This is a genomic window from Roseateles sp. GW835-FHT13E02 (genome assembly GCF_058794035.1).
In genome coordinates this window covers 107353-127773 of sequence record NZ_JBXAGJ010000009.1, presented here as the reverse complement: position 1 = coordinate 127773, position 20421 = coordinate 107353, and the positions used below count along the sequence as shown (strand labels likewise).

At 64.5% G+C, this 20421-nt stretch carries 15 protein-coding genes; 6 read left to right on the top strand and 9 right to left on the bottom strand.

What is annotated here, in order from left to right; all coding sequences use genetic code 11:
• The first annotated feature begins 82 nt into the window (after positions 1 to 82).
• Positions 83 to 1156, top strand: a complete 1074-nt coding sequence (locus AC1Q6P_RS10880; protein WP_492665216.1) for a DUF418 domain-containing protein — start codon at positions 83 to 85, stop codon at positions 1154 to 1156.
• A gap of 45 nt (positions 1157 to 1201) precedes the next feature.
• The gene (locus tag AC1Q6P_RS10875) at positions 1202 to 3538 is read left to right on the top strand and encodes a putative bifunctional diguanylate cyclase/phosphodiesterase (RefSeq protein ID WP_492665215.1); all 2337 of its coding nucleotides are present in this window, start codon (positions 1202 to 1204) and stop codon (positions 3536 to 3538) included.
• 27 nt (positions 3539 to 3565) lie between these two features.
• On the opposite strand, the gene AC1Q6P_RS10870 is transcribed toward AC1Q6P_RS10875, so the two are convergent.
• From AC1Q6P_RS10870 to AC1Q6P_RS10850, 5 genes are all read right to left on the bottom strand, one after another.
• A complete protein-coding gene (locus AC1Q6P_RS10870) occupies positions 3566 to 5281 on the bottom strand; it encodes a flotillin family protein (RefSeq protein ID WP_492665214.1) in 1716 nt (571 codons plus the stop codon).
• 35 nt (positions 5282 to 5316) lie between these two features.
• Positions 5317 to 5949 (bottom strand): YqiJ family protein, encoded by a 633-nt coding sequence (locus tag AC1Q6P_RS10865; protein WP_492665213.1) that lies wholly within the window; start codon positions 5947 to 5949, stop codon positions 5317 to 5319.
• Positions 5946 to 6632: a PspA/IM30 family protein gene (locus AC1Q6P_RS10860; RefSeq protein ID WP_492665212.1), complete on the bottom strand. Its 687-nt coding sequence runs from the start codon at positions 6630 to 6632 to the stop codon at positions 5946 to 5948. Before AC1Q6P_RS10860 ends, AC1Q6P_RS10865 begins: the two co-directional genes overlap by 4 nt.
• 1 nt (position 6633) lies before the next feature.
• Complete coding sequence (locus AC1Q6P_RS10855) at positions 6634 to 7155, bottom strand: hypothetical protein (protein WP_492665211.1); 522 nt, start codon at positions 7153 to 7155, stop codon at positions 6634 to 6636.
• Positions 7156 to 7254: 99 nt separating this feature from the next.
• Positions 7255 to 8730 (bottom strand): FAD-binding oxidoreductase, encoded by a 1476-nt coding sequence (locus AC1Q6P_RS10850; protein ID WP_492665210.1) that lies wholly within the window; start codon positions 8728 to 8730, stop codon positions 7255 to 7257.
• Here AC1Q6P_RS10850 and AC1Q6P_RS10845 point away from each other — a divergent pair.
• Both AC1Q6P_RS10845 and AC1Q6P_RS10840 read left to right on the top strand, forming a co-directional pair.
• The gene (locus AC1Q6P_RS10845; protein WP_492665209.1) at positions 8729 to 9382 is read left to right on the top strand and encodes an MliC family protein; all 654 of its coding nucleotides are present in this window, start codon (positions 8729 to 8731) and stop codon (positions 9380 to 9382) included. The two genes, AC1Q6P_RS10850 and AC1Q6P_RS10845, sit on opposite strands and share 2 nt — an antisense overlap.
• 514 nt (positions 9383 to 9896) lie before the next feature.
• Entirely contained in the window at positions 9897 to 10541 is a 645-nt protein-coding gene (locus AC1Q6P_RS10840; protein WP_492665208.1) for a PEP-CTERM sorting domain-containing protein, read from the top strand.
• A gap of 184 nt (positions 10542 to 10725) precedes the next feature.
• Here the strand turns inward: AC1Q6P_RS10840 and AC1Q6P_RS10835 are convergent, their stop codons facing one another.
• Complete coding sequence (locus tag AC1Q6P_RS10835; protein WP_492665207.1) at positions 10726 to 11667, bottom strand: pirin family protein; 942 nt, start codon at positions 11665 to 11667, stop codon at positions 10726 to 10728.
• Positions 11668 to 12058: 391 nt separating this feature from the next.
• Here AC1Q6P_RS10835 and AC1Q6P_RS10830 point away from each other — a divergent pair, with 391 nt between their 5' ends.
• Positions 12059 to 12250: a hypothetical protein gene (locus AC1Q6P_RS10830; RefSeq protein ID WP_492665206.1), complete on the top strand. Its 192-nt coding sequence runs from the start codon at positions 12059 to 12061 to the stop codon at positions 12248 to 12250.
• A gap of 318 nt (positions 12251 to 12568) precedes the next feature.
• On the opposite strand, the gene AC1Q6P_RS10825 is transcribed toward AC1Q6P_RS10830, so the two are convergent.
• From AC1Q6P_RS10825 to AC1Q6P_RS10815, 3 genes are all read right to left on the bottom strand, one after another.
• Positions 12569 to 15142 carry a TIR domain-containing protein gene (locus AC1Q6P_RS10825; RefSeq protein WP_492665205.1) on the bottom strand — a complete coding sequence of 858 codons (2574 nt, stop codon included), beginning with the start codon at positions 15140 to 15142 and terminating at the stop codon, positions 12569 to 12571.
• Between the two features lie 388 nt (positions 15143 to 15530).
• A complete protein-coding gene (locus tag AC1Q6P_RS10820) occupies positions 15531 to 15782 on the bottom strand; it encodes a hypothetical protein (RefSeq protein WP_492665204.1) in 252 nt (83 codons plus the stop codon).
• A gap of 202 nt (positions 15783 to 15984) precedes the next feature.
• Positions 15985 to 19545: an indolepyruvate ferredoxin oxidoreductase family protein gene (locus tag AC1Q6P_RS10815; protein WP_492665203.1), complete on the bottom strand. Its 3561-nt coding sequence runs from the start codon at positions 19543 to 19545 to the stop codon at positions 15985 to 15987.
• Positions 19546 to 19814: 269 nt separating this feature from the next.
• Between AC1Q6P_RS10815 and AC1Q6P_RS10810 the strand changes: the two genes are divergently transcribed.
• Complete coding sequence (locus AC1Q6P_RS10810) at positions 19815 to 20408, top strand: Lrp/AsnC family transcriptional regulator (protein ID WP_171828689.1); 594 nt, start codon at positions 19815 to 19817, stop codon at positions 20406 to 20408.
• Positions 20409 to 20421 lie beyond the last annotated feature (13 nt).

The window sequence follows — 20421 nt, the reverse complement described above, 5'->3', positions numbered from 1 at the left end:
CCTGGCGTGATCGATCCCTCATCGCTGCCACCCTATGCCGATCCCCTCAACTTTGACTGCAGCTTCGCCCCCTTCGACCGCTTTGACCGCTTCGGCCCCGCCGGCCGTGCGCCTGACCGCGCTGGATGGCCTGCGCGGGCTCAGCATGCTGGGCATGGTGTTGGTGAACTTTCGCCTGGCCATGGGCGTCGAGGCCTCGGCCGACGCGGGCTTGGGCTCGCTGTTCCTGGCCCTGGAGGGTCGCACGGCCGCCATTTTTGTCACCCTGGCCGGCATGGGCCCGGTGATGGGGGCGGCCCGCCAGCCCTTGGCCCAGGCGCGTTCGCAAGCGTTGCGCCGTGCTTTCTGGCTGGCTGTGATGGGCCTGTTGAATCTGCTGATCTTCCCGGCCGACATCCTGCATTTCTACGCCTGCTACTTCGCCCTGGGTGTCCTTTTCCTGGGGCGCTCGGGTCGCTTGTGCATGGCACTGGCCCTGCTCTTGCCGCTGTTGTATGTGGCGGCCTTGTTCCGCTGGAGTTATGACAGCGGCTGGGACTGGCAGACGCTCAGCTACATCGATCTGTGGCAGCCCCAGGGCTTTGTCCGTCACCTGCTGTTCAACGGCTTCCATCCGGTGCTGCCCTGGATGGCGTTTTTCCTCTGGGGCATGGGCCTGGCCCGCTTGCCTTTGCAGCAGCGGCCCGTGCAGTGGCGACTGATGCTGGGCGGTGCGTCGGTGTTTCTGGTCTGCTTGGGCGTGCGTGAGGGTGTGGCCCTGTGGCTGCCCGCTTGGGCCCCACTGTGGGGCACGACGCCCTTACCGCCGGGGCCTTTGTACATGTTCAGCGCCGGGGCGCTGGCCACGGCGCTGGTCGGGGCGGCCTTGCTGGCCTTGCCCGACTGGGCGGCCCTGCGGGCCCTGGGCCGCAGCACCCTGTCGGTCTATCTGGCCCACATTCTGCTCGGCATGGGCTTGCTGGAATCAGCCGGGCTCTTGTCCGGGCGCAGCCTGGCCGAGGTGCTGGCCTTGGGCCTGGGCTTCGGTGTGTTGGCCTTGCTGGGCTGTTGGGTCTGGCTTCGCCGCTTTCCACAGGGTCCGGTTGAAATGTTGATGCGACGACTGATCCGAAAACCCGGGCAGTTCTCGCGCCTTGAAGCCGGGGGCAGCCCGTAAGATGCGACCACGTTGACCAAGGCCTGATCCAGGCCCCGCACGCGCATGTGGAATCGTCGCAGCCTGCGTTTGAAGACTCTGGGCATTCTGGGCCTCTTGCTGTGCGCCGTCGGGGCGCTCAGTTTCGCGGCCAGCGCCTGGATGCTGGACAGCAGTCTCGGTGATTTCGAGCAAAGAGTGGCTCAGGAGCGCGTGGCGCGCGTGGCCGCAGCCATCCAGCAAGACGTCAGCGCACGCATCCGTGTGGCCAGCGATTACGGATTCTGGGACGATGCCGCCGCTTTCATGAGCGAGCCGGACGAGAAGTTCCTGACGGTCAACTTCACCGCCGAGTCCCTGCGCAATGCCCAGGTCAGCGCGGTTGCCTTCTTTGCCCTGGACGGCCATTTCCACGCCGGTGTGGAGATGCGCGATGGCCAGCGTGAAACCCTCGATGAAACCCGTCCTCTGGTGCAGCGCATGCGCGCCCTGGCCATGGACCAGGCCCTGGTGAGCCGCAGCATTGGTGGCGATGTCAAGCGCTGGGTCGATGGGCGGCCCATGCTGATGGTGTTCAGCCCGGTGCGGCGCACCGAGCGCCTGTCGCCGCAGCTAGGCTGGCTGGTCATGGTGCAGGTGATGGACGAAGCCAATTTGCGCGAGCTGTCGCTGAGCACAGGGTCAACGTTTCGTATGTTGCCGGCGGCCGTCGGCGAGTTGACGCCTGCTTCCCCGGCCATGACCACGGCTGCGGCCCAGATCACCCAGCCCCTGCGCGATGCCCTGGGCGAAAGCGAGCTGCTGCTGCAAGTGGACCTGCCCCCGGCCCTGGAGCGGCAGCGCCAGACCGGCTTGCTGGTGCTGCTGCTGAACAGCTTTGTGCTGGTGCTGCTCGCCGGTGCGGCGGCGGTCCTGCTGCTCGACCGGCTGATCCTGCGTCGCCTGGCCGAGTTCGCCCGCCTGGCCCGGCGCCACCGCGGCGCGGGCCGCGCTCGCCCCGGGCAGGCCCAGGCTCAGCGCTGGCCGGTGCAAGGGCAGGATGAGCTGGATGAACTGGCCCTGGCCCTGAACGGCATGGTGGGCAGCCTGGACCAGGCGCGCGCCGAGCTGGAGCGGGATGTCCGCACCGATGCCCTGACCGGCCTGGGCAACCGCCGCCAGCTCTACGAGCAGATCGACCAGCTGCTGGGTCAGAAGGCCCGCCACCGCGAGCTGACCCTGGCCCTGCTCTTGATCGACCTCGATGATTTCAAGCTGCTCAACGACTCGCTCGGCCACGAGCTGGGCAACCACCTGCTGGTGCAGACCGGGCAGACGCTGAAGAAGCTGGTGCGCGCCTCCGATGTCGTGACCCGGCTCGGTGGCGACGAGTTCGCCCTGATCTATGTGGCCGAGAAGGGCGAGCTGGGCGTGCTGAGCTTTGTGCGCCGGCTCCAGCAGGCCCTGGCCCAGCCGGTCAGCTACCAGGACATGGAGGTCACGGTCACCGGCTCCATCGGCATCGCCTACCTCCATGCCAAGCCCGGCCAGACGATCAACAAGGACGATCTGCTGCGCAATGCCGAGCTGGCCATGTATGCCGCCAAGCGTGCCGGCAAGGGCCGCTACAGCCTCTTCAACGATGCCCTGCTCGGCGATGTGCAAGAGCGCATGCTGCTGGAGCAGCAGCTGCGCGAGTGCCTGCGTCAGGATCAGCTCGAGGTCTGGTTCCAGCCCATCCTCGATGTGCGCACCGGCGAGGTGGCCTTGTTCGAGGCGCTGGCCCGCTGGCCGCTGGAGGGCGGCTACTGCTCACCGGCCCGCTTCATCCCAGTGGCCGAGGAGACCGGCCTGATCAACGAACTGGGCGCAGCGGTGGCGCGCAAGGTGATCGCTGCCTTGCCTGCCTTGCTGGCCCTCGATGCCCGGCATGTGGTCAACGTCAACCTGTCGCCGCGTCAGCTGATGAGCCGGCATCTGGTCGAGCAGATGTGCAGTCTGGTCGACGGCGCCGGCCTGTCGCGCGACAGCATCCACTTCGAGCTGACCGAATCAGCCCTGGCCAGCAATGCCGACTTTGCCAAGCAACAGCTCGACGCCCTGGCCGCCGCCGGCTTCCACCTGCATCTCGACGATTTCGGCACCGGCTACTCCTCGCTGCACCGCCTGCAGAGCCTGCCCTTCTCGACCCTCAAGCTGGACCGCTCCTTCGTCGTCATGCTGGGCCAGGGCGATGCCCGCATCGCCCGATCCATCATCTCCCTGGCCGAGCAGCTGGGCCTGCAGGTGATCGCCGAAGGCATCGAAACCCTCGAGCAGCAAGAGCGCCTGCTCGACCTCGGCTGCCACCTGATCCAGGGCTATCTGCACGCCAAGCCCATGCCGCTGCCGGATTTGTTGGCGTGGTTGGCCCGGCGCGGTTGAAGGGCTGCTTGGCCCGCGCGGCCCCGCTCAGTTGGCGAGTTGGGTCGGCGTGGTCGATCCGGGCTGCAGCAGGCCAGCCAGATTGTGGGCAATGCCGGTGATGCCCTCGTTGCTGAGGCCGGCGTCCTTCATCACCGCGTCGACGATGGGCTTGGCGATCTGGTACTGCAGGGCCGAGTTCATCACCTGCTCGGGGAAGGTGCCGTTCGTCTGCGTGCCGCCGGTGGCGCCACCAATCGTGCTGCCCGTGTCCCCGGCCGCACCGGGCATGCCATTGACCTGGAAGATGCGGATCGAATCGATCTTCTCCATCGGTCGCACCGCCTGCTCGATGATCTGCGGCAGTTGCTGCAGCAGCAGGGTGCGCACCTGCAGGTCGATCTGCGCAGCCGACAAGGTGTTCAGCGCTTCGTTGATGGCGCGTTTACCTTCGGCTTCGGCCAGGGCGGCGGCCTGCTTGGCGCGTGCTTCGATGGTGATGGCCTCGGCGCGGTCCAGCGCGGCTTCTTTCTCAGCCGAGGCTGAGACTTTGACCGCAATCGCCAGCTGTTCGGCTTCCTTGCTGGCTTCGATCAGCTGGATGTTTTTCTCCCGCTCGGCCACCGCCACCTGACGGGCGGTGTTCACACCTTCCTCGGCCTTGACAGCATCGGCACGCGCCTGGTTGGCCAGGGCATCGGCCACTGATTGTTCCTTGCTCTTGTTGGCAATCGCGATCTGCATGTCCTGGCGCGCGATTTCCACCTGCTTGCGCTGCTCGGCGCGTTGCATCTCGGTCTTGCGCTCGAGCTCGATCTCGCGGGTCTGCACGACCAGGTTCTTGTCGATCTCGGCCGACTTGATCTCGCGCTCGGCCTCGATCTTCTTCTGGCTGACCTGGCGCTCGGCCTCGATCTTGGCGGCCTCGGCTTCGCGGCTGCGCTCGGCTTGCTGGGTGGCGATCTGCGCGGCCTGTTCGGCGCGCGCGGTTTCCACCTGGCGCTGTTGGGCCAGGGTGGCGAATTCCTGATCCTGCTCGATGGTCAGCTTCTGGCGCTGCGCTTCCAGGTTCTTGGTGCGCACCTGCATCTCGGTTTCCTGCTCGACATCGTTGCGCTGCTTGCGGCGCGCCTCGGTCTGTTCGGTCAAGCGGGTCAGGCCCTCGGCGTCGAAGGCGTTGTTGGGGTTGAAGAACTGCTTGTCGGTCTGGTCCAGGCTGGTCAGCGAGACCGACTCCAGCTCCAGGCCGTTCTTCTCCAGGTCTTCGGCCACCGCGTTCTGCACCGCTTGCACGAAATCACGGCGCTTGTCTTGCAGCTCCTGGATGGTCATGGTGGCGGCGGTGGCGCGCAGGGCGTCAACGAACTTGTCTTCCACCAGGGTTTTCAGCGCTTCCGGTGCCAGGGTGCGCGTGCCCAGGGTCTGGGCCGCGGTGCTGACGGCCTCGGCCGTTTGCTGCACGCGCACGAAGAATGCGGCGGTCACGTCCACGCGCATTCGGTCCTTGGTGATCAGGCTTTCGCGCTCGCGGCGCATGACCTCGAGCTTCAGCGTGTTCATATTGACCAACACGCGCTCATGAAACACCGGCAGCACGATGGCGCCGCCGTCCATGATGACCTTTTGCCCGCCCAGGCCGGTGCGCACGAATGCGGTTTCCTTGGTCGAGCGCTTGTACAGGCGCGCGAACACCAGGCCGATGGCCAGAAGGCCCAGCAGGGCGATGCCGGCGATGCTGCCGAGTTCAATCAGATTGTTGTCCATGGCTTTCCTCTTCCTCCTTGAATCAGTGGGGCGCCTCAGCGCTCGACCAGGCCCGGGTGCGGGTTGCGGATGGCGCGGTAGATGGCGCCGTTCTTGCGCACCAGCAGCAGCTCGCTGCCCTCTTCGAAGACCTCGTCCGCCAGGTCGGGCTCGACCAGCAGGTGGTGCACGCGGCCATGCTCGTCGCGCACCCGCGCCTGGGCGGCCAGGCCCTGGCGGGCGTGGCCGGCATAGACCGTGGCAACCCGACCCAGCAGGGTTTGGGCGCTGACCGCAGAGCTTTCATCGCGCGGCACGATATGGGCCACCAGGGCGCCGAGCGCGCGCACCGTGGTCAGGCCTGCGGGCACGGCCACCAGGCCGGCGATCCATGCCGGCAGGTAGTGGCCGACCAGACCTCGGCTGACCAATTGCAGGCTGTAGCCAAACAAGGCGTAGCCGGTCAGGAACAGCAGCAGCAAGACCAGGGCCGGCACCCGGCCCAGATGCAGCCAGCCCAGCACCCGGTCGAGCGCGCCGTCGTGGCCGGCTTCGGGCAGCCAGTCGTCCAGCCAGTTGCTGGGGCTCATCGAGATCATCATGCCCAGGCCTTCCAGCAGGGCGATGCCGACGATCAGGGCGAAGGCGATGCCGAAGGGCAGGTTCTCCGGGGTGGTGAACAGGCTCATGCTTGACCGTCAGCGCCGGACTGTTTCAGCTGGGCCAGGCGCGCGTCGATCTGCGTCTGCCGCACCAGCTCCTCCAGGGTCTGCAGCTTGCTGGCGTCGTCCAGTTGGCCGGCGCGGGCCACGCCCGAGAGGCCGGTCTGGCGCTCGTAGATGCGGTCAAAGGCGCCGGTGGCGCCCGCCATGCGCTGTTCAATCTGGGCCGCGCTGCTGCCGGGGTGGGCCGCTGTGCCGGCGCTGCTGGCCCGGCTTTGCCGGAACTGGCTTAGCGCCGCTTCCATCTCGCGCCGCTTGGCCAGCAAGGCATCGACGTAGCCGCGGTGCTCGCCTTCCTGCTGGGCCAGCTCGGCCAGGCTGGCCTCCAGCAAGGGCAGCTGGGTTTCGATGTCCAGTTGGCGGCCCACGGCGGCGCGCGCCAGGTCTTCGCGGCCCTGGCCCAGGGCGGTGTCGATTTGCGCTTTCAGCGTGTCGTGCTGGCGGTTCAGCTCGGCATGGCGCTGCTGGGCCAGATGGCGGTTGGCGGTGACCGTGCCCAGCTCATGGCGCACCTCGTCCACCACCTGGTCGAGTTCGCGCAAGGCTTGCTCCATCATGGCCTCGGGCGCACGGTCTTCGATGCGGTCCAGCAAGGCGTGCACGCCGCCAGCCATGGCACGGGTGACGCGGGATCTCAGGGTTTCGGCCATTTCACGCTCCTTGTTGACGGGCTTGTTGCAGACATTGGATGGCTTGCGCCAGTTGCAGCGTGGCGCCGATATGGCGTTGCACGCCGTCGGGGTCGAAGGCCGCAGCTTGCGGGATGGTGGCCTGGCGCAGCAAGGATTCGGTGTGGGCAAAGCTGCGCCGCAGCAGCTTGTCTTCCAGCTGCTTGGCCTGTTCCAGATTGCCAACCTCGGCGCTGATCAGCAGCGCCATGGCATGGCTGATGTGCTCCAGCGCCTGGCTGAGCACCTCGGAATGTTGGCCGGTGCTGGCCTCCAGCTGGGCCAGGGCGGCACGCGGCCGGGCGGCCAGATCGCGGCACCAGGCCAGAGCGGTGACGAAGTCAAAAGCGCCGTCATGCTGGCGCTTGAGCTGCCCGAGCAGCACGCGCAGCTTGTCGCTGTTGGTGCTGGCGCCCTCGACCTTCAGCTGCGCCAGCCAAAGGTAGAGGTCGCTAGGGATGCGCGCCGACAGCGGCTCCATCGTCGTGCTCGTCGCTTGCGTCATGGTCCTGCTCCTGCGGGCCTGAAACGACCCGATGCGAGGCAGTGTATGCGTTTGAATTCAAACGACAACACCCCCAGAAGGGGGTGAAAGGACCGAGGCCTACAGATAGCGCGCCCAGAGCTGGTTGCTCAGCTTGCCGGCCGGATCGTGCGCTTGCTTCAGCCGGCGCAGCTCGCTCACCTCCGGGTAGGCGCGCTCGAACTGCGCGCGGCTGGCGTGCAGTTGGTAGGGCAGGTAGTAGCGCCCCTCGTGTTCCAGGGCCAGGGCGATCAGTTCGCGCGTCCAGCCGGCCACCAGGGCTTGGGCGTTTTCGTCCGTGCCTTGCTTGTAGTACAGCACGAAGCAGAAGACCTCCTCTTTGGCCCAGGGCAGAAGGCTGTCGGTGTCGGGCGGGGCGTGGCGGATGGACACATTCAGCGCCATCACCTGGCGTTGGCGCAGCAGGGCCGCCATGGCTCGGGTGAAGCTCAGGAAATGGCGTGGCGGAATGAAGTACTCCTGCAGCACATAGCTGGAGTGCGTGCGCTGGCGCGGCTCCAGCTGGGCCACATCAAGGCTGGCCTCGTGGTTCAGCCATTGCACCGCCTTGCCAGCGCTGAGCAAGGGGTGCACGACCTGGCTGCGCAACAGCGCCCCACCCGGCAACTCGCTCATGGCCCAGATCAGGCTCTGCTCCAGCCGGTAGCTGGCGCCGCGGGGCACCAGGCGGGCGGTCTCGGTCAGCGCCGTGCCATCCGGGCAGCGGCGCCAGCTCACAGCGACCGGCTGGTCGAAGCGTGGCGGCAGCAGATCGGCGTTGTGCAGCACGCAGTCCCCGCGGGCCAGCACTTCGCGCTGGAAGTAGGCCGGGTAGTCGGCCAGCGCCAGGCTTTTCACCTCGCGGCGGATTTTGCAGTTGCGCGCGAGATCCAGCTCCACCTCGCTGATCACCGCCAGCGCCCCGTAGCCACCCAGCGCAGCGCGAAACAGCTCGGCGTTCTCGCTGCGGCTGGCTTCGACGATGCGGCCATCGGCCAGCACCAGCTGCAGTGCCTGCACGGTGCGGCCCACAGGCCCATGGCCGACATAACGGCCATGGCAGTTGACCGAGACCGAACCGCCGATGCTGAAATTGGAATAGCTCTGCATGGTCTTGACGGCCAGGCCCAGCGGGTCGAGATGGTCTTGCAGATCCCGCCAGCTCATGCCCGCCTGCACCCGCACCCGCATCTGCTCCGGCCGCAGCCAGACCAGGGCCCTCATGCCGCGCAAATCCAGCTGCAGGCCGCCGGCAATCGCCACCTGCCCGCCCATGCTGAAATGCCCGCCGCCCACAGCGACTTGCCCGGGCCAGGCGCGCAAAGCGGCCGCGATCTCGGCGGCCGAGCGCGGGTGCTCGATCCCGGCGACCGGCACGCTGTACAGACGGGTGACGTTGTGCACCCACAGCTCCGGCGCGCAATGCACCGCCGTGGGCAGCAGGCTGAGCAGACCGGCTTGGGCCAGGCCCAGAACCAGGCGGCGCCGGCCCAGCGCCGGCAGCGCGGCAAGATCGCTTAATCTCTGATCGCTGCTAACTTTTGGAGTCCCTGCCATGTTTTGCATCTTTTCGCGCTCCCTGGTTTTCGCGCAGCGTAGCGCAATCCGCATGCGGCCCGGCCTGTTCGGCCTGCTCTTGGCCCTGCTCGGCGGCGCCGCACCCGCGCTGCAGGCGGCGCCTGGTCCGGCCTTCGACTGCGCCAAGGTCCAGCCCGGCAGCATCGCCGCCTTGGTCTGCGCGGATGCGGGCCTCGTGCAGCTGGACCGCCAGCTGGCCCAGGTCTACGGCCAGGCTCTGAAGAAGGCCGCCAAGGAGCGCCCGCCCCTGCTCAAGGCCGAGCAGCGCGGCTGGGTCAAGGGCCGGGACGAGTGCTGGAAGAGCGAGGACAAACCGGCCTGCGTGAAAGACAGTTATGTCCGCCGCATCGCCGAGCTGCAGGCTCGCTACCGACTGCTGCCGGCGCAGGGCCCGATACGCTGGGCCTGTGATGGCAATGCCGCCAAGGAGGTGGTGGTGAACTTCTTCGCCACCGAGCCGCCGACCCTGGTGGCCGAGTTCGGCGACAGCAGCTCGCTGATGTTTGCCGAGCGCAGCGCCAGCGGCAGCCGCTATGTCGGCCGCAATCAGAGCTTTTGGGAGCACCAGGGCGAAGCCCGCATCGTCTGGGGCTACCAGGCGCCGGAGATGGTCTGCCGCCAGTCCCGGTGAAGAGGTGCGCCGTGCCCTGCCGCATGTGGCCGGGCGCCTGGGGCTTGGGCGTTAGAGCGGCGATGGCGCGCTGCTTGGCCTGGCTGGTCGCTCGCTCGCCCGCCCGCCGGTGCTGGCGCCCGAGTTACACGGTATCCATGCGGCCTGCACGAGTGGGCCTCAGCAGCTAAAGCTGCGGCGCGCTTGGCGGGCTTCGCGGCAAACTGTCGCCAATCTTTACAACTTGTTTCGTGAGCCGCCGCCGATGTGGCCATACCGCCTGGCCTTGCAAGGTTCCCCGCGTTTCGGGGGGGGGCGGCCCTGACCGTGAAGCAAGACACGCCTGCTCGTTCTCAAATCCGGCCATCTGCTCGGAAACAGGGCTGCCTTGACCCGTCTTGTGCCTGACTCCACTTGGCGCAGCACTCGCGCTGGCATGTCATTTGCGTGGTGACGTTTGCTCTCCACTTGGGGGAGCCCGTCCATGCGATAGGGGGGCGGAACACCATGAATTCGAAAGAGCGACAGAAAGATGATGAAAAACGCAATCCATTCCTTTGCCATCGCAACCCTTGGCTTGGCCCTCGCAGGCGCCGCCCACGCTGGACCCGTCCATGTTGGCGTGATGAACGGCGGCGGCTTCGGTGGCGTCAATGGCAATGCCAACACCGCGCAGCAAGGCATCCTGTCTTCGACCCTGGGCTTCGTCAACAGCGGGTTTCAAGTCCAGGCCGGCGACAAAGTGCAGGTCACTGCAAGCGGCACCCTGTGCCTGAGCGGCAATATGGGCTGTGGCGACGCGAACGGGCAAGTGATGCAGGGTCTTGGCAACGGGACTTCGCACTTCACGGGGCTGAACAATCTCTTCGGCGCCTTGGTCGGCAGCATTGTTGGCGACGACAGTGGCAACTTCCAGGCCTTTGATGCCGCCGACGTGGCAAACGGTATCTCGCAAAGCTCCTTGTTCGCTCTCGGTACGAACGTGCAGTTCACAGCAACCCGCAGCGGCCGCCTCTACCTGGGTGTGAGCGATTCGGCCTTCTGGGACAACGCGGGTGCTGGCTTCGAAGTGACGCTGTCGCGCATCCCTTCGGGCAATCAAGTGCCCGAGCCCTCGTCCTGGGCACTGGCCGGGCTGGCTCTGTTCGCAGCCTTCGCTGCACGTCGCCGCAGCGCCTGAGCTTGACGCTTGAGCTCGACGTTCGCGCTCGGCGTGAGCCGGCTGAACACGGCCCCCGGCATCGGCCGCCCTTGAAGGGTGAGCGCGGGTGCGATTGAAGCGCTTCGAAGAAAAGTAGCCGCTGCAAGCCAGCGTTAGCTAGCTAGTTAGCCGCAAACCCGCGCCCATCTTTTGGGGGCTGACCTCAGTAGCCGCTGGCCGGCAGGCGCGGGGCCACCAGGCGCCGGCCTTCATCGCCCTGCACCCGGCCGAAGCGCGGGCCGCCCGCTTCGCGCTGCGCATCCCAATCGGCCTGCGCCCGGGCCACCGCCGCACGGCTGAGGCCGACGAAGTTCCACCACATTTCGATCTCGGCCGGGAAGGGCTCGCCGCCCAGCAGCAGCAGGCGGCCGCCGGCACTGAGGTGGAGGGACGCAGGCGCCTGCCCCGGCGCCAGATAGGCCAGCTCGCCCGTGCCCAGGGTCTCGCCGGCCAGGCCCAGTTCGCCTTCCAGCGGCAGCAGGCCATGCTCGAAATCGCCGCGCAGCTCCAGCTGCAGCTCGACGGCTTGGCTCGGTGCATGGATCTCCAGGCCCAGCAGCGGGGTGTAGACCCGCGGCGGCGCCGTGCGGCCGGCGTGGCTGCCGGCCAGCAGGGTCCAATGCGCTCCTTGCTCCTGCCAGCGCGGCAGGCTGGCATGGTGCTCGAAGGCCGGCGGCCGGTCTTCCTCGCCCGGGGGCAGGGCGATCCAGAGCTGGGCCGCGTGGATGCGCGCGGTGCCGGCGGGTGCGTCCTCGGTGTGGACGATGCCGTGGCCGGCCGTCATCAAGTTCACCTCGCCAGGCCGGATCAGCTGCTCGCTGCCCAGGCTGTCGCGGTGCAGGATCTCGCCCTCGATCATCCAGGTGACGGTCTGCAGGCCGATGTGCGGATGGCCGCCGACATGCAGACCGCCATTCGCCAGCGCCTGACCCTCAAACTGCACGGGCCCGATGTGGTCGAGAAAACACCAGGCACCCACGCGGCGCCGCTGCGCCGTCGGTAGCGCGCGGCGAATGGTCAGGCCTTCGCCGAGCTCGGTGCGGCGGGCGCTGATTCGGTCGAAGGGGGCGGCGGGGGCGCTGTTGGCGTCGTTGCTCAGGCTCATGCGAGGGCTCCGGGGTGGCTGGGCGACATCATCGCCCGAAAAAGACCGACCCAGACCCGCGGCGTGGGTCCACGTGGCGGGCCTAGTTTCGGCATGCCGAAGGCTGAGGTGCCAGCTCGCCATGAGGCAGCTTCTTTTACTGCTGCGCAGCAGCGTTGTGGAATTCCTGGCGGCGCGTCTTGATGCGGAGCTGCCTCATTGGGCTCGTGGTTTGTGAAAGCCGGCGCTGTTCGAGCACCTTGCATCGAGAAGGGCGAGATGCTTCGAGTCGTGGTGATGTCTGATGCCTATCAATCGGCACGCCTATCCCTGTGCCGGAGCAACGTTCTGCAACACCAAAGCCAGCTGTGCTGTCAGCACAAGCCTTCAAATTCAAGGCCTGACCCCGGCCGTGGGTGACCCCGGCCGTGGGTTGAGCGGCGACGTCAACCACCTGCGGCACGTCCTCGTGCTCGGCATCGCCGCCTACGACGCGGACGACAAGCGCTTGATCGCTGGCACGCAGCTGTTCGACGTCAGTTCCAGCTTCGCGCTGGAAGAACTGAGGTTCACGACGGCGCTGCCGTTGGCTTATGAGCGGTGAGCGGGCAAGAGGCGGCAGCAGCCGAGCAGCCGAGATCAGGCCTTCAATTTCAAGGTGCCGCATGCCCATCGGCCATTGCGCGACTATTCAACTAGGGCACCTTGCGCTTCTAGCTGCGCGCCTTCAAATTCAAGGCTTGGCCCAAGCTGTACGTCGGGCGCGTTGGTGGGCGTCCGTCTACGAGTGTGGGGAATTAACATTTAAGACTTGGCCCCGAATATTGCCCCCGATTTTCTAGCGCCAAGCTGGTTCAACGTCTCAATAGCTACCTCGGCCATTGGCCTACCAGCCAAAAACTCGTCTGCCGCCGCTGACAGATTATTGAACGAGTTTAAGCCAGGCCGCGGTATCGTCAAAACCTTGCAGCGGTTTGCTCAGTTTTTCCAATTCTTCGGTGTAATGTTTTCGGTCATTGTCCGGAAGGGCAGTGGTTAGGATGCCCGCGAGTGCATCACGCTTCATCGGTGCATACACGGTTGACGACGTATCTTCGATTCTCGAAAAGACGGTCAGCGCTTGAGAATATCGCTTCCTACTTATCTCCAAGCGACATTCGAGGCCAAGTCGTATGTCCTTCCTTTGGCTACCAAACACCCGGTTTAGGCGTTGAAGAGTAGCGTCTGCATCCGCATGCAGCCCTTCCCTGATTTGGCAAGTACAGAGTTGCGCGAGCATTCCGAAGGTCGGCCTGCCCTCCACTGTCTTCACGGCCTTCTCTGCCGCTTGCAAGGCTTCCCTCGCGCTGCCGAATCTAAGTTCGACGGTGGACAGTCGATGCCAGATGAACGAAGGGGAATCAATAGGTTCCAGTCGGAGTAAGCTCTGTCTCGCATCCGTTTCCGAACCGTCAGCAATGGCGATCTGGATTTTCAAATCAACCAGGAATCGATTTTCCCTTTGGCTGAGGCCTTCCTCAACATAGCGCTTAGCATTCACCAAGTTGCCTAGAAGAAAATAGCAACTTGCTATTTCACGATAAAGCGCAGTGCCTCGCCGCCCATGTTTCTCGGCAAGTGTGAATTCTTCCAATGCTTGAGTGAGTTTTCCAGCTTTGCGATGAAAGAAGCCGTTCAGAAAATGGTAATCCCTTACGGGTGCATAGGTGTTGAATAGTTGCAGTTCCTGAGCCGCTTCCGGCCACAAATCTTCTTGAATAAGCGCTCGAATTAAGAAGTCCCTTCCTGTCACTGATTTTGGAAGTTCTTCCACTGCCAAACGCGCGGCTTCAATGCACGTTCGATATTCTCGACGATGATAAGCGTCTTCTGCAAACGATATCAAATCACTGGTTAGATGGAATATGTCGTCTCTTTGCCCGCCGGTGCGTAGCGCTGCCTTGAATAGTTGACGATGCAGTTGCAATCTGGGTAGTTCTTCGTCGTCGGCATTTAAAATATCTCGTAGCGAGGAAAAGACGCGCCCATGATCTATCTCTGCATCATCACGGAACTGCTCCAGTACAGCGTCCGATACTGGAGATGCAATGCCATAGAGGCCGCTTTCGTCCGGCACAACGAGCGAATGATCGACAAGACCAATTAGACTGCTAATTAGCAGTGCGTCATCAAGTTGAAGGCTCTTTGCCAAAACCTGTGCGGGAAGAGGGCTATATCTGGCCAGGATTAGTAATATCGAATGCTGCTCTTTTGTGAGCCTGCTATCCCGTAGGAATTTGACGAATGCATATTTTCTAAATTTGATAAGTCGATTCTTGTCCATTATTATCGACTGCACGCCATACGCTTTTGCCTGATCTATTGCGTAGTAGGCGCTCGGCGGGTGCCCTCCCAAGTACTCTGAGACTTCGCGAATCTGTGCCGCGGTCATCGCCACCTTTTCGGATTCCGCGATCTTTGAAATCAATCGTTGGCTATCCTCATCTGCCAGCGGGCGGAGGTTTAGCGATGGAATTTCTGAAGGAGGCTTCCGTGTTGAGACCAAGAAAAGGTAAACATCATCTTGGCCCTCTGCCTTGGATACAAGCTTGCGCACAGGGTCGGTCAGCAGGCCGTCAGGCGTAAGTAAGCCGCCCTCGTCCACGAGAATCGGTAACTCTTTATGATGGGTAGCGGCCTGAAGGTTCTCCAGATTCCTCGTGAGGATATCTTCCTCGCTTTGCCTTTGGATTGACGCTACTATGGAATCAAAGCCGTCCTTGGTGGAGAACGGCTCCAACAAGTTTGCGAGTTTTATGGTAATCGCTTGTAGCGTATCCCCGTCGGCAACCGGTATCTCCAACACCTTTGGGTAAGAGAGGCTTAGTTGTGCCGCCTTTCCAATAAATGTTCGCCTTCCCACGCTCGGCAAGCCATACACACCAAGGACTCGTGGAGGACGTTGCCCGAGTGGCGTCAGGAGTTTCTGGAGATTTGAAATGTCGAGGCTGCGGCCTTCAAAGTGACTCTGTTGCTGCGAGCGCAGAAGCCCATCCAGATGGTGTCTTATCTCTCTCGCCGCAACTTTAGGTGCGGTAGTCGGGGAGATCTTTGCTCGTGAAAGCCATCGTGGCAATTCTGAGAATTGGATCGATGGATCGAGCAAAAACACTAAGGATTTGGATATCTTGGATTCGAGTATTTTGTACCAAGCCTCCGTAATCTCGAAATTCACCCAAATGCTTTCCAGCGCAGCTTGGCTGACGAATAGAACGAAGACATCGCTTTCGTCGAGCATCTTCTCAATGGCGTATTTGAACTGCTCGCCGTCTTCAAAAACCTGCTCATCAAATAGGCAGTACTGCCTACCGAGTTCATTCGCTACGGCGCGGATAAACTCTTTGTCCTTCGAGGAATGTGACAGAAAAGCTCGTCGCAGCACTTTGCTCCCTTTGTCTTTTTGAGGATTGACAGACCAATTGAATTTGGACTTTGATTTTGCAGATGGTGCGGTCACGCATTGATCCCGTGCGTAGAGATTTCCGCTTGGTCTGACCGCGGCGTCGTCGAACCTGTCAATGGGTCTCACCTGTACATGGCGGGACGGTCAGGAATGGCGACGTGGAACACGTGGTTCACCTTCGCACTACTGTTGGGCCCGTCAGCCCCGCGAGTCTAGCCTCCTTGGCTGCCGCGCGCGGCTCTACCTATGCTGGGCGAGGGCCGGACGGGGCGGCGCTGGGTCTGAATTCGGCGTCTCTTCGATTTGTTGGGTGTCGTGCCAGCGGGCTTGTTCCGGAGTAGCTGGGCATCGACGCATTTTCAGGTCGGAAGTGGGCTTGGAGAGCGACTCGCTCGCAACGGCTAGGGCAGAGGGGGGGCTTACGTCATCTTGCCGTCATGGCCTACACCGATCGCCAATGTGCCGCCGTGACATCGATGCCCGTAATGATGCGCCAGCCTTCGGATTTGCCCACAATCGATAACACGCACTTGTCGATAGCCAGGTTCTGCAGCGCGTACACAGCATGCTGCCAGGCTGACGTTTGTAAGCGTCCGCCGTGGCCGAATGCGAGCGTGGATTGGGCGGCGGCAGATCGGTAGTGGACGCTGCATAGCGGCCGTTGGCGCGCAATCTCGCTCAGCAGCTTGCTCAACGCCAACAGGCACTGCGATCAATTCAGCTCAGCCCCCCCGCGCAGCGATACACAAGTCGACCTCCCACCCCGCCCCTGAGTTCCTCCGTGTCCCCATGACTCCGTAGTCAGTTCCAGCTGATCAAACACAATCGCTTGATAGCCCAAAGAAAAAGCCCGCCGTATCCGGGCGGGCTTTTGTGTGCAGCTGAGTGCCTAACGATCAGGCCTGTTGCTTCCACTGATGCATCAGCGATTCCCACTTGGCCTTGGCCGCGTGGACATGGCGCTCCTTGACATGGCCATAACCGCGAATTTCTTCGGGGATGCGGGCGATCTCGGTGGCCAGCTTGAGGCGATCGGCGCTCAGGCCCTTGGCCAGGATGCCTTCGATGCTGGCGCGGTACTCGCCGATCAGGGCGCGTTCCATCTTGCGCTCGGCCGTGTAGCCGAAGATGTCCAGCGCGGTGCCGCGCAGACCCTTGAGCTTGGCCAGCAGGCCGAAGGCCGGGCGGACCCAGGCGCCCATCTGCTGCTTGACCAGCTCGCCCTTGTCGTTCTTCTTGGCCAGCAGCGGCGGGGCCAGATGGTGCACCAGCTTGTAATTGCCTTCGAACTGGCTGGCCACCTTCTCGACAAAGCTCTTGTCGGTGTGCAGGCGGGCGACTTCGTACTCGTCCTTGTAGGCCATGAGCTTGAACAGGTACTTGGCCACGGCCTCGGTGAGCGCCGTGCTGTTCAGGCTGCCCTCGGCCGCGCGCACCTTCTCGACGAAGGCCTTGTACTGCGCGGCATAGGCCGCGTTCTGGTAGCCGGTCAGGAAGTCCACGCGCTTGGCCACCAGCTCGTCCACGCCCGGGCGCTTGACGATCTGGATCACCTGCTGCGCAGCGAACAGCGATTGCACGCCGGCCAGATCATGGGCGCAGCGGCGGCCCCATTCGAAGGCGGCCTTGTTGTTGTCGATCTGCACGCCGTTCAACTCGATGGCGCGCATCAGCGCGGCGTGGGACAGCGGGATGCGACCCTGCTGCCAGGCATAGCCCAGCATCAGCGGGTTGGTGTAGAGCGAGTCGCCCAGCAGCTTGACGGCCACGTCCTCGGCGTCGAAGGCGCGGAAGTGATCGGCGCCCACGGCCTTGGCCACGGCGGCCTCGCAAGAGGCGCCGGGGAAGGACCAGTCGGCGTTGTTCACCAGGGCCGCGGTCGGCGAGCCGTGGGTGTTCAAGGCCACAAAGGTGCGGCCCTCGCGCATCACGGCCAGGGTGGCCTTGTTGGCGGCGACGATGGAATCGCAGGCGATCACCAGTTGCGCCTCGGCCGTGCCGACTTTGGTGCAGTGGATGTCTTCGGCACGGTTGGCGATCTGGATGTGGCTCCAGGTGGCGCCGCCCTTTTGCGCGAGGCCGGCCGCATCCTGCGTGATCACGCCCTTGCCTTCCAGATGGGCGGCCATGCCCAGCAGCTGGCCGATGGTGATGACGCCGGTGCCGCCGACGCCGGCGACGACGATGCCCCAGGCTTCCTGCGCGTTGGGAATGCTGGGCTCGGGCAGGGCGCCCAGCTTGGCATCAAAGGGCGAGATGCGCTTGTCCTTTTTGGGCTTCTTCAGCTCGCCACCCTCGATGGTGACGAAGCTGGGGCAGAAGCCCTTGACGCAGCTGAAGTCCTTGTTGCAGGTGTTCTGGTTGACCTGGCGCTTGCGGCCGAAATCGGTCTCCAGCGGCTCGATGGAGAGGCAGTTGGACTGGATGCTGCAGTCGCCGCAGCCTTCGCAGACCAGCTCGTTGATGACGGTGCGCTTGGCCGGATCGGCCAGCTTGCCGCGCTTGCGGCGGCGGCGCTTTTCGGTGGCGCAGGTCTGGTCGTAGATGATGGCCGTGGTGCCGGGGATCTCGCGGAACTGGCGCTGGATGGCGTCAAGCTCGTCGCGGTGGTGCACGGTCACGCCGCTGGCCAGGGCCACGCCCATGTACTTGTCCGGCTCGTCGGTGACGATGACCAGCTTGGCCACGCCCTCCGAGACCAGGCTGTTCATGATCTGCAGCACCGTGTGGCCCTCGGCGCGCTCGCCCACCTGCTGGCCGCCGGTCATGGCGACGGCGTCGTTGTAGAGCACCTTGTAGGTGATGTTCACACCGGCGGCGATGCTTTGGCGGATCGCCAGGATGCCGCTGTGGAAGTAGGTGCCGTCACCGAGGTTGGAGAAGATGTGCTTCTCGTTGGTGAAGGCGGCCTGGCCGACCCAGGGCACGCCCTCGCCGCCCATCTGGGTGAAGGTGGCGGTGTTGCGGCCCGGCATCCAGGTGACCATGTAGTGGCAGCCGATGCCGCCCACGGCGCGCGAGCCCTCGGGCACGCGGGTGCTGGTGTTGTGCGGGCAGCCCGAGCAGAACCAGGGCGTGCGGTCGGCGCCACCGGCGGCTTTCTCTTCCTGCTTGAGGGCGTTTTCCTTGCCGTCGATCAGGGCCACGCGGGCGTCCAGGCGGGCGGCCACATCGGCGTCCACGCCCAGCTTCTTCAGGCGCTTGGCGATCGCGCGGGCGATGATGGCCGGGGTCAGGTCGGCCTGCGGGCGCAGCAGCCAGTTCTTGCTGGGGTTGGGCAGGCCCCACTCGCCACCCATGCCGCCTTCGGCGTCATCGTCGAACTTGCCCAGCACATGCGGGCGCACGTCGGAGCGCCAGTTGTAGAGCTGTTCCTTGATCTGGTACTCGATGACCTGGCGCTTTTCTTCGATGACCAGGATCTCCTGCAGGCCGGTCGCGAAATCGCGCGTGATATTGGCCTCCAGCGGCCAGACCACATTGACCTTGTGCAGGCGGATGCCGAGGCGGCGGCAGGTGTCGTCATCGAGGCCGAGGTCGTGCAGGGCCTGGCGGGTGTCGTTCCAGGCCTTGCCCGAGGCGATCAGGCCCAGGCGGTCGTTCGGCGTGGCGATGACGTTGTAGTTGAGCTTGTTGGCGCGGACATAGGCCAGGGCCGCGTACCACTTGTGGTCGAGCATGCGCGCTTCCTGGTCCAGCGGCGGGTCGGGCCAGCGGATGTGCAGGCCGCCCGGGGGCATGGGGAAGTCGTCCGGCGTGATGATGTTGACGCGGTCCGGATCGACGCTGACGCTGGCGCCCGACTCGACGATTTCCTGAATCGTCTTCATGCCCGACCACAGGCCCGAGAAGCGGCTCATGGCAAAGGCGTGCAAGCCCATGTCCAGGATGTCCTGCACGCTGCTGGGGAAGAAGACCGGGAAGCCGGCGGCCTTGAAGACGTGGTCGCTCTGGTGGGCGGCGGTGGAGCTCTTGGCGATGTGGTCATCGCCGGCGATGGCGATCACGCCGCCATGCTTGGAGGTGCCGGCCATGTTTGCGTGCTTGAACACATCGATGCAGCGGTCCACGCCCGGGCCCTTGCCGTACCAGATGCCGAACACGCCGTCGAACTTGGCTTTTTCCTTGAACAGCTCGAGCTGCTGCGTGCCCCAGACCGCGGTGGCGCCGAGTTCCTCGTTGACGCCGGGCTGGAAGACGATGTTCTGCTTGGCCAGATGCTTCTTGGCCGCCATCAGCGCCTGGTCGTAGCCACCCAGCGGCGAACCGCGGTAGCCCGACACGAAGCCGGCGGTGTTCAGCCCGGCGATGGCATCGCGCGTGCGCTGCAGCATGGGCAGGCGCACCAGGGCTTGCACCCCGCTCATGAAGGCGCGGCCGTTGTCCAGCGCGTATTTGTCGTCCAGCGTGACCTTTTCGAGCGCGCGCAGGACGTGATCGGGCAGGGGAGCATTCATGGTGGGGATCTCGGCTTGTCTCGGGGTGGAACCGGGCTGGCTGCTGCCGCTTGTGGCGGCCATGCTCCCGTGTGCATTGGATGCCGGCACTGGGTGCGGCACAGTATGTCCGGCCTGCAGGCCCTGTGTACAGGGCCGCAGCACGGTATTTGCCCTTCAAAAGGCAGGCGCCAGTGTAGGGAAAGGGTCGCGAGCGGTGCTTTCTATTTGGTCTTGGAAACCCGGGCGCTGAGCAATAATCTTTCCAGCAATCTGTTTTGGGGCAAGAAATGGCATCGAGAAAGCCCGGACCTAGTAAAAACCCGCAGTCTTTTGCCGGCGTCGCGGACCCGGCCACGGACGCGGGCGCCGATGCCGCTGCGGCCGCGGATCTGCTGCCCCAGGGCGACACCCTCGACCGCTATCACATCGCCATCCTGGCCGAGCTGCAGCGCGACGCGCGGCTCTCCAATGCCGAGCTCTCGGCCCGCATCGGCCTGTCCACCGCGCCCACCTGGCGGCGCGTGCGCTGGCTGGAGGAGCAGGGCTTCATCACCGGCTACCGCGCCGAGATCGACCGCCGCAAGATCGGCCTGGGCGTGCTCGCCTTTGTGCGCGTGGACGCCGACCGCAACACCGGCACCTCGACCAAGCCGCTGGAAGACGCACTGCGCCAGTTGCCCGAGGTGATCTCCTGCCACTACATCTCGGGGGCCGGCACCTTCGAGCTGCAGGTGCTGGCCACCGACCTCGACGCCTTCAGCCGCTTCACCATCGACACGCTGCTGCACCTGCCCAATGTCAAGGATGTGCACACCAGCTTCTCGCTCGGTGAGGTGAAGGCCGGCGGCGGTGTGCCGCTGCGGCATTTGCGCGGCGGCTGAGGGGCGGCTGAAG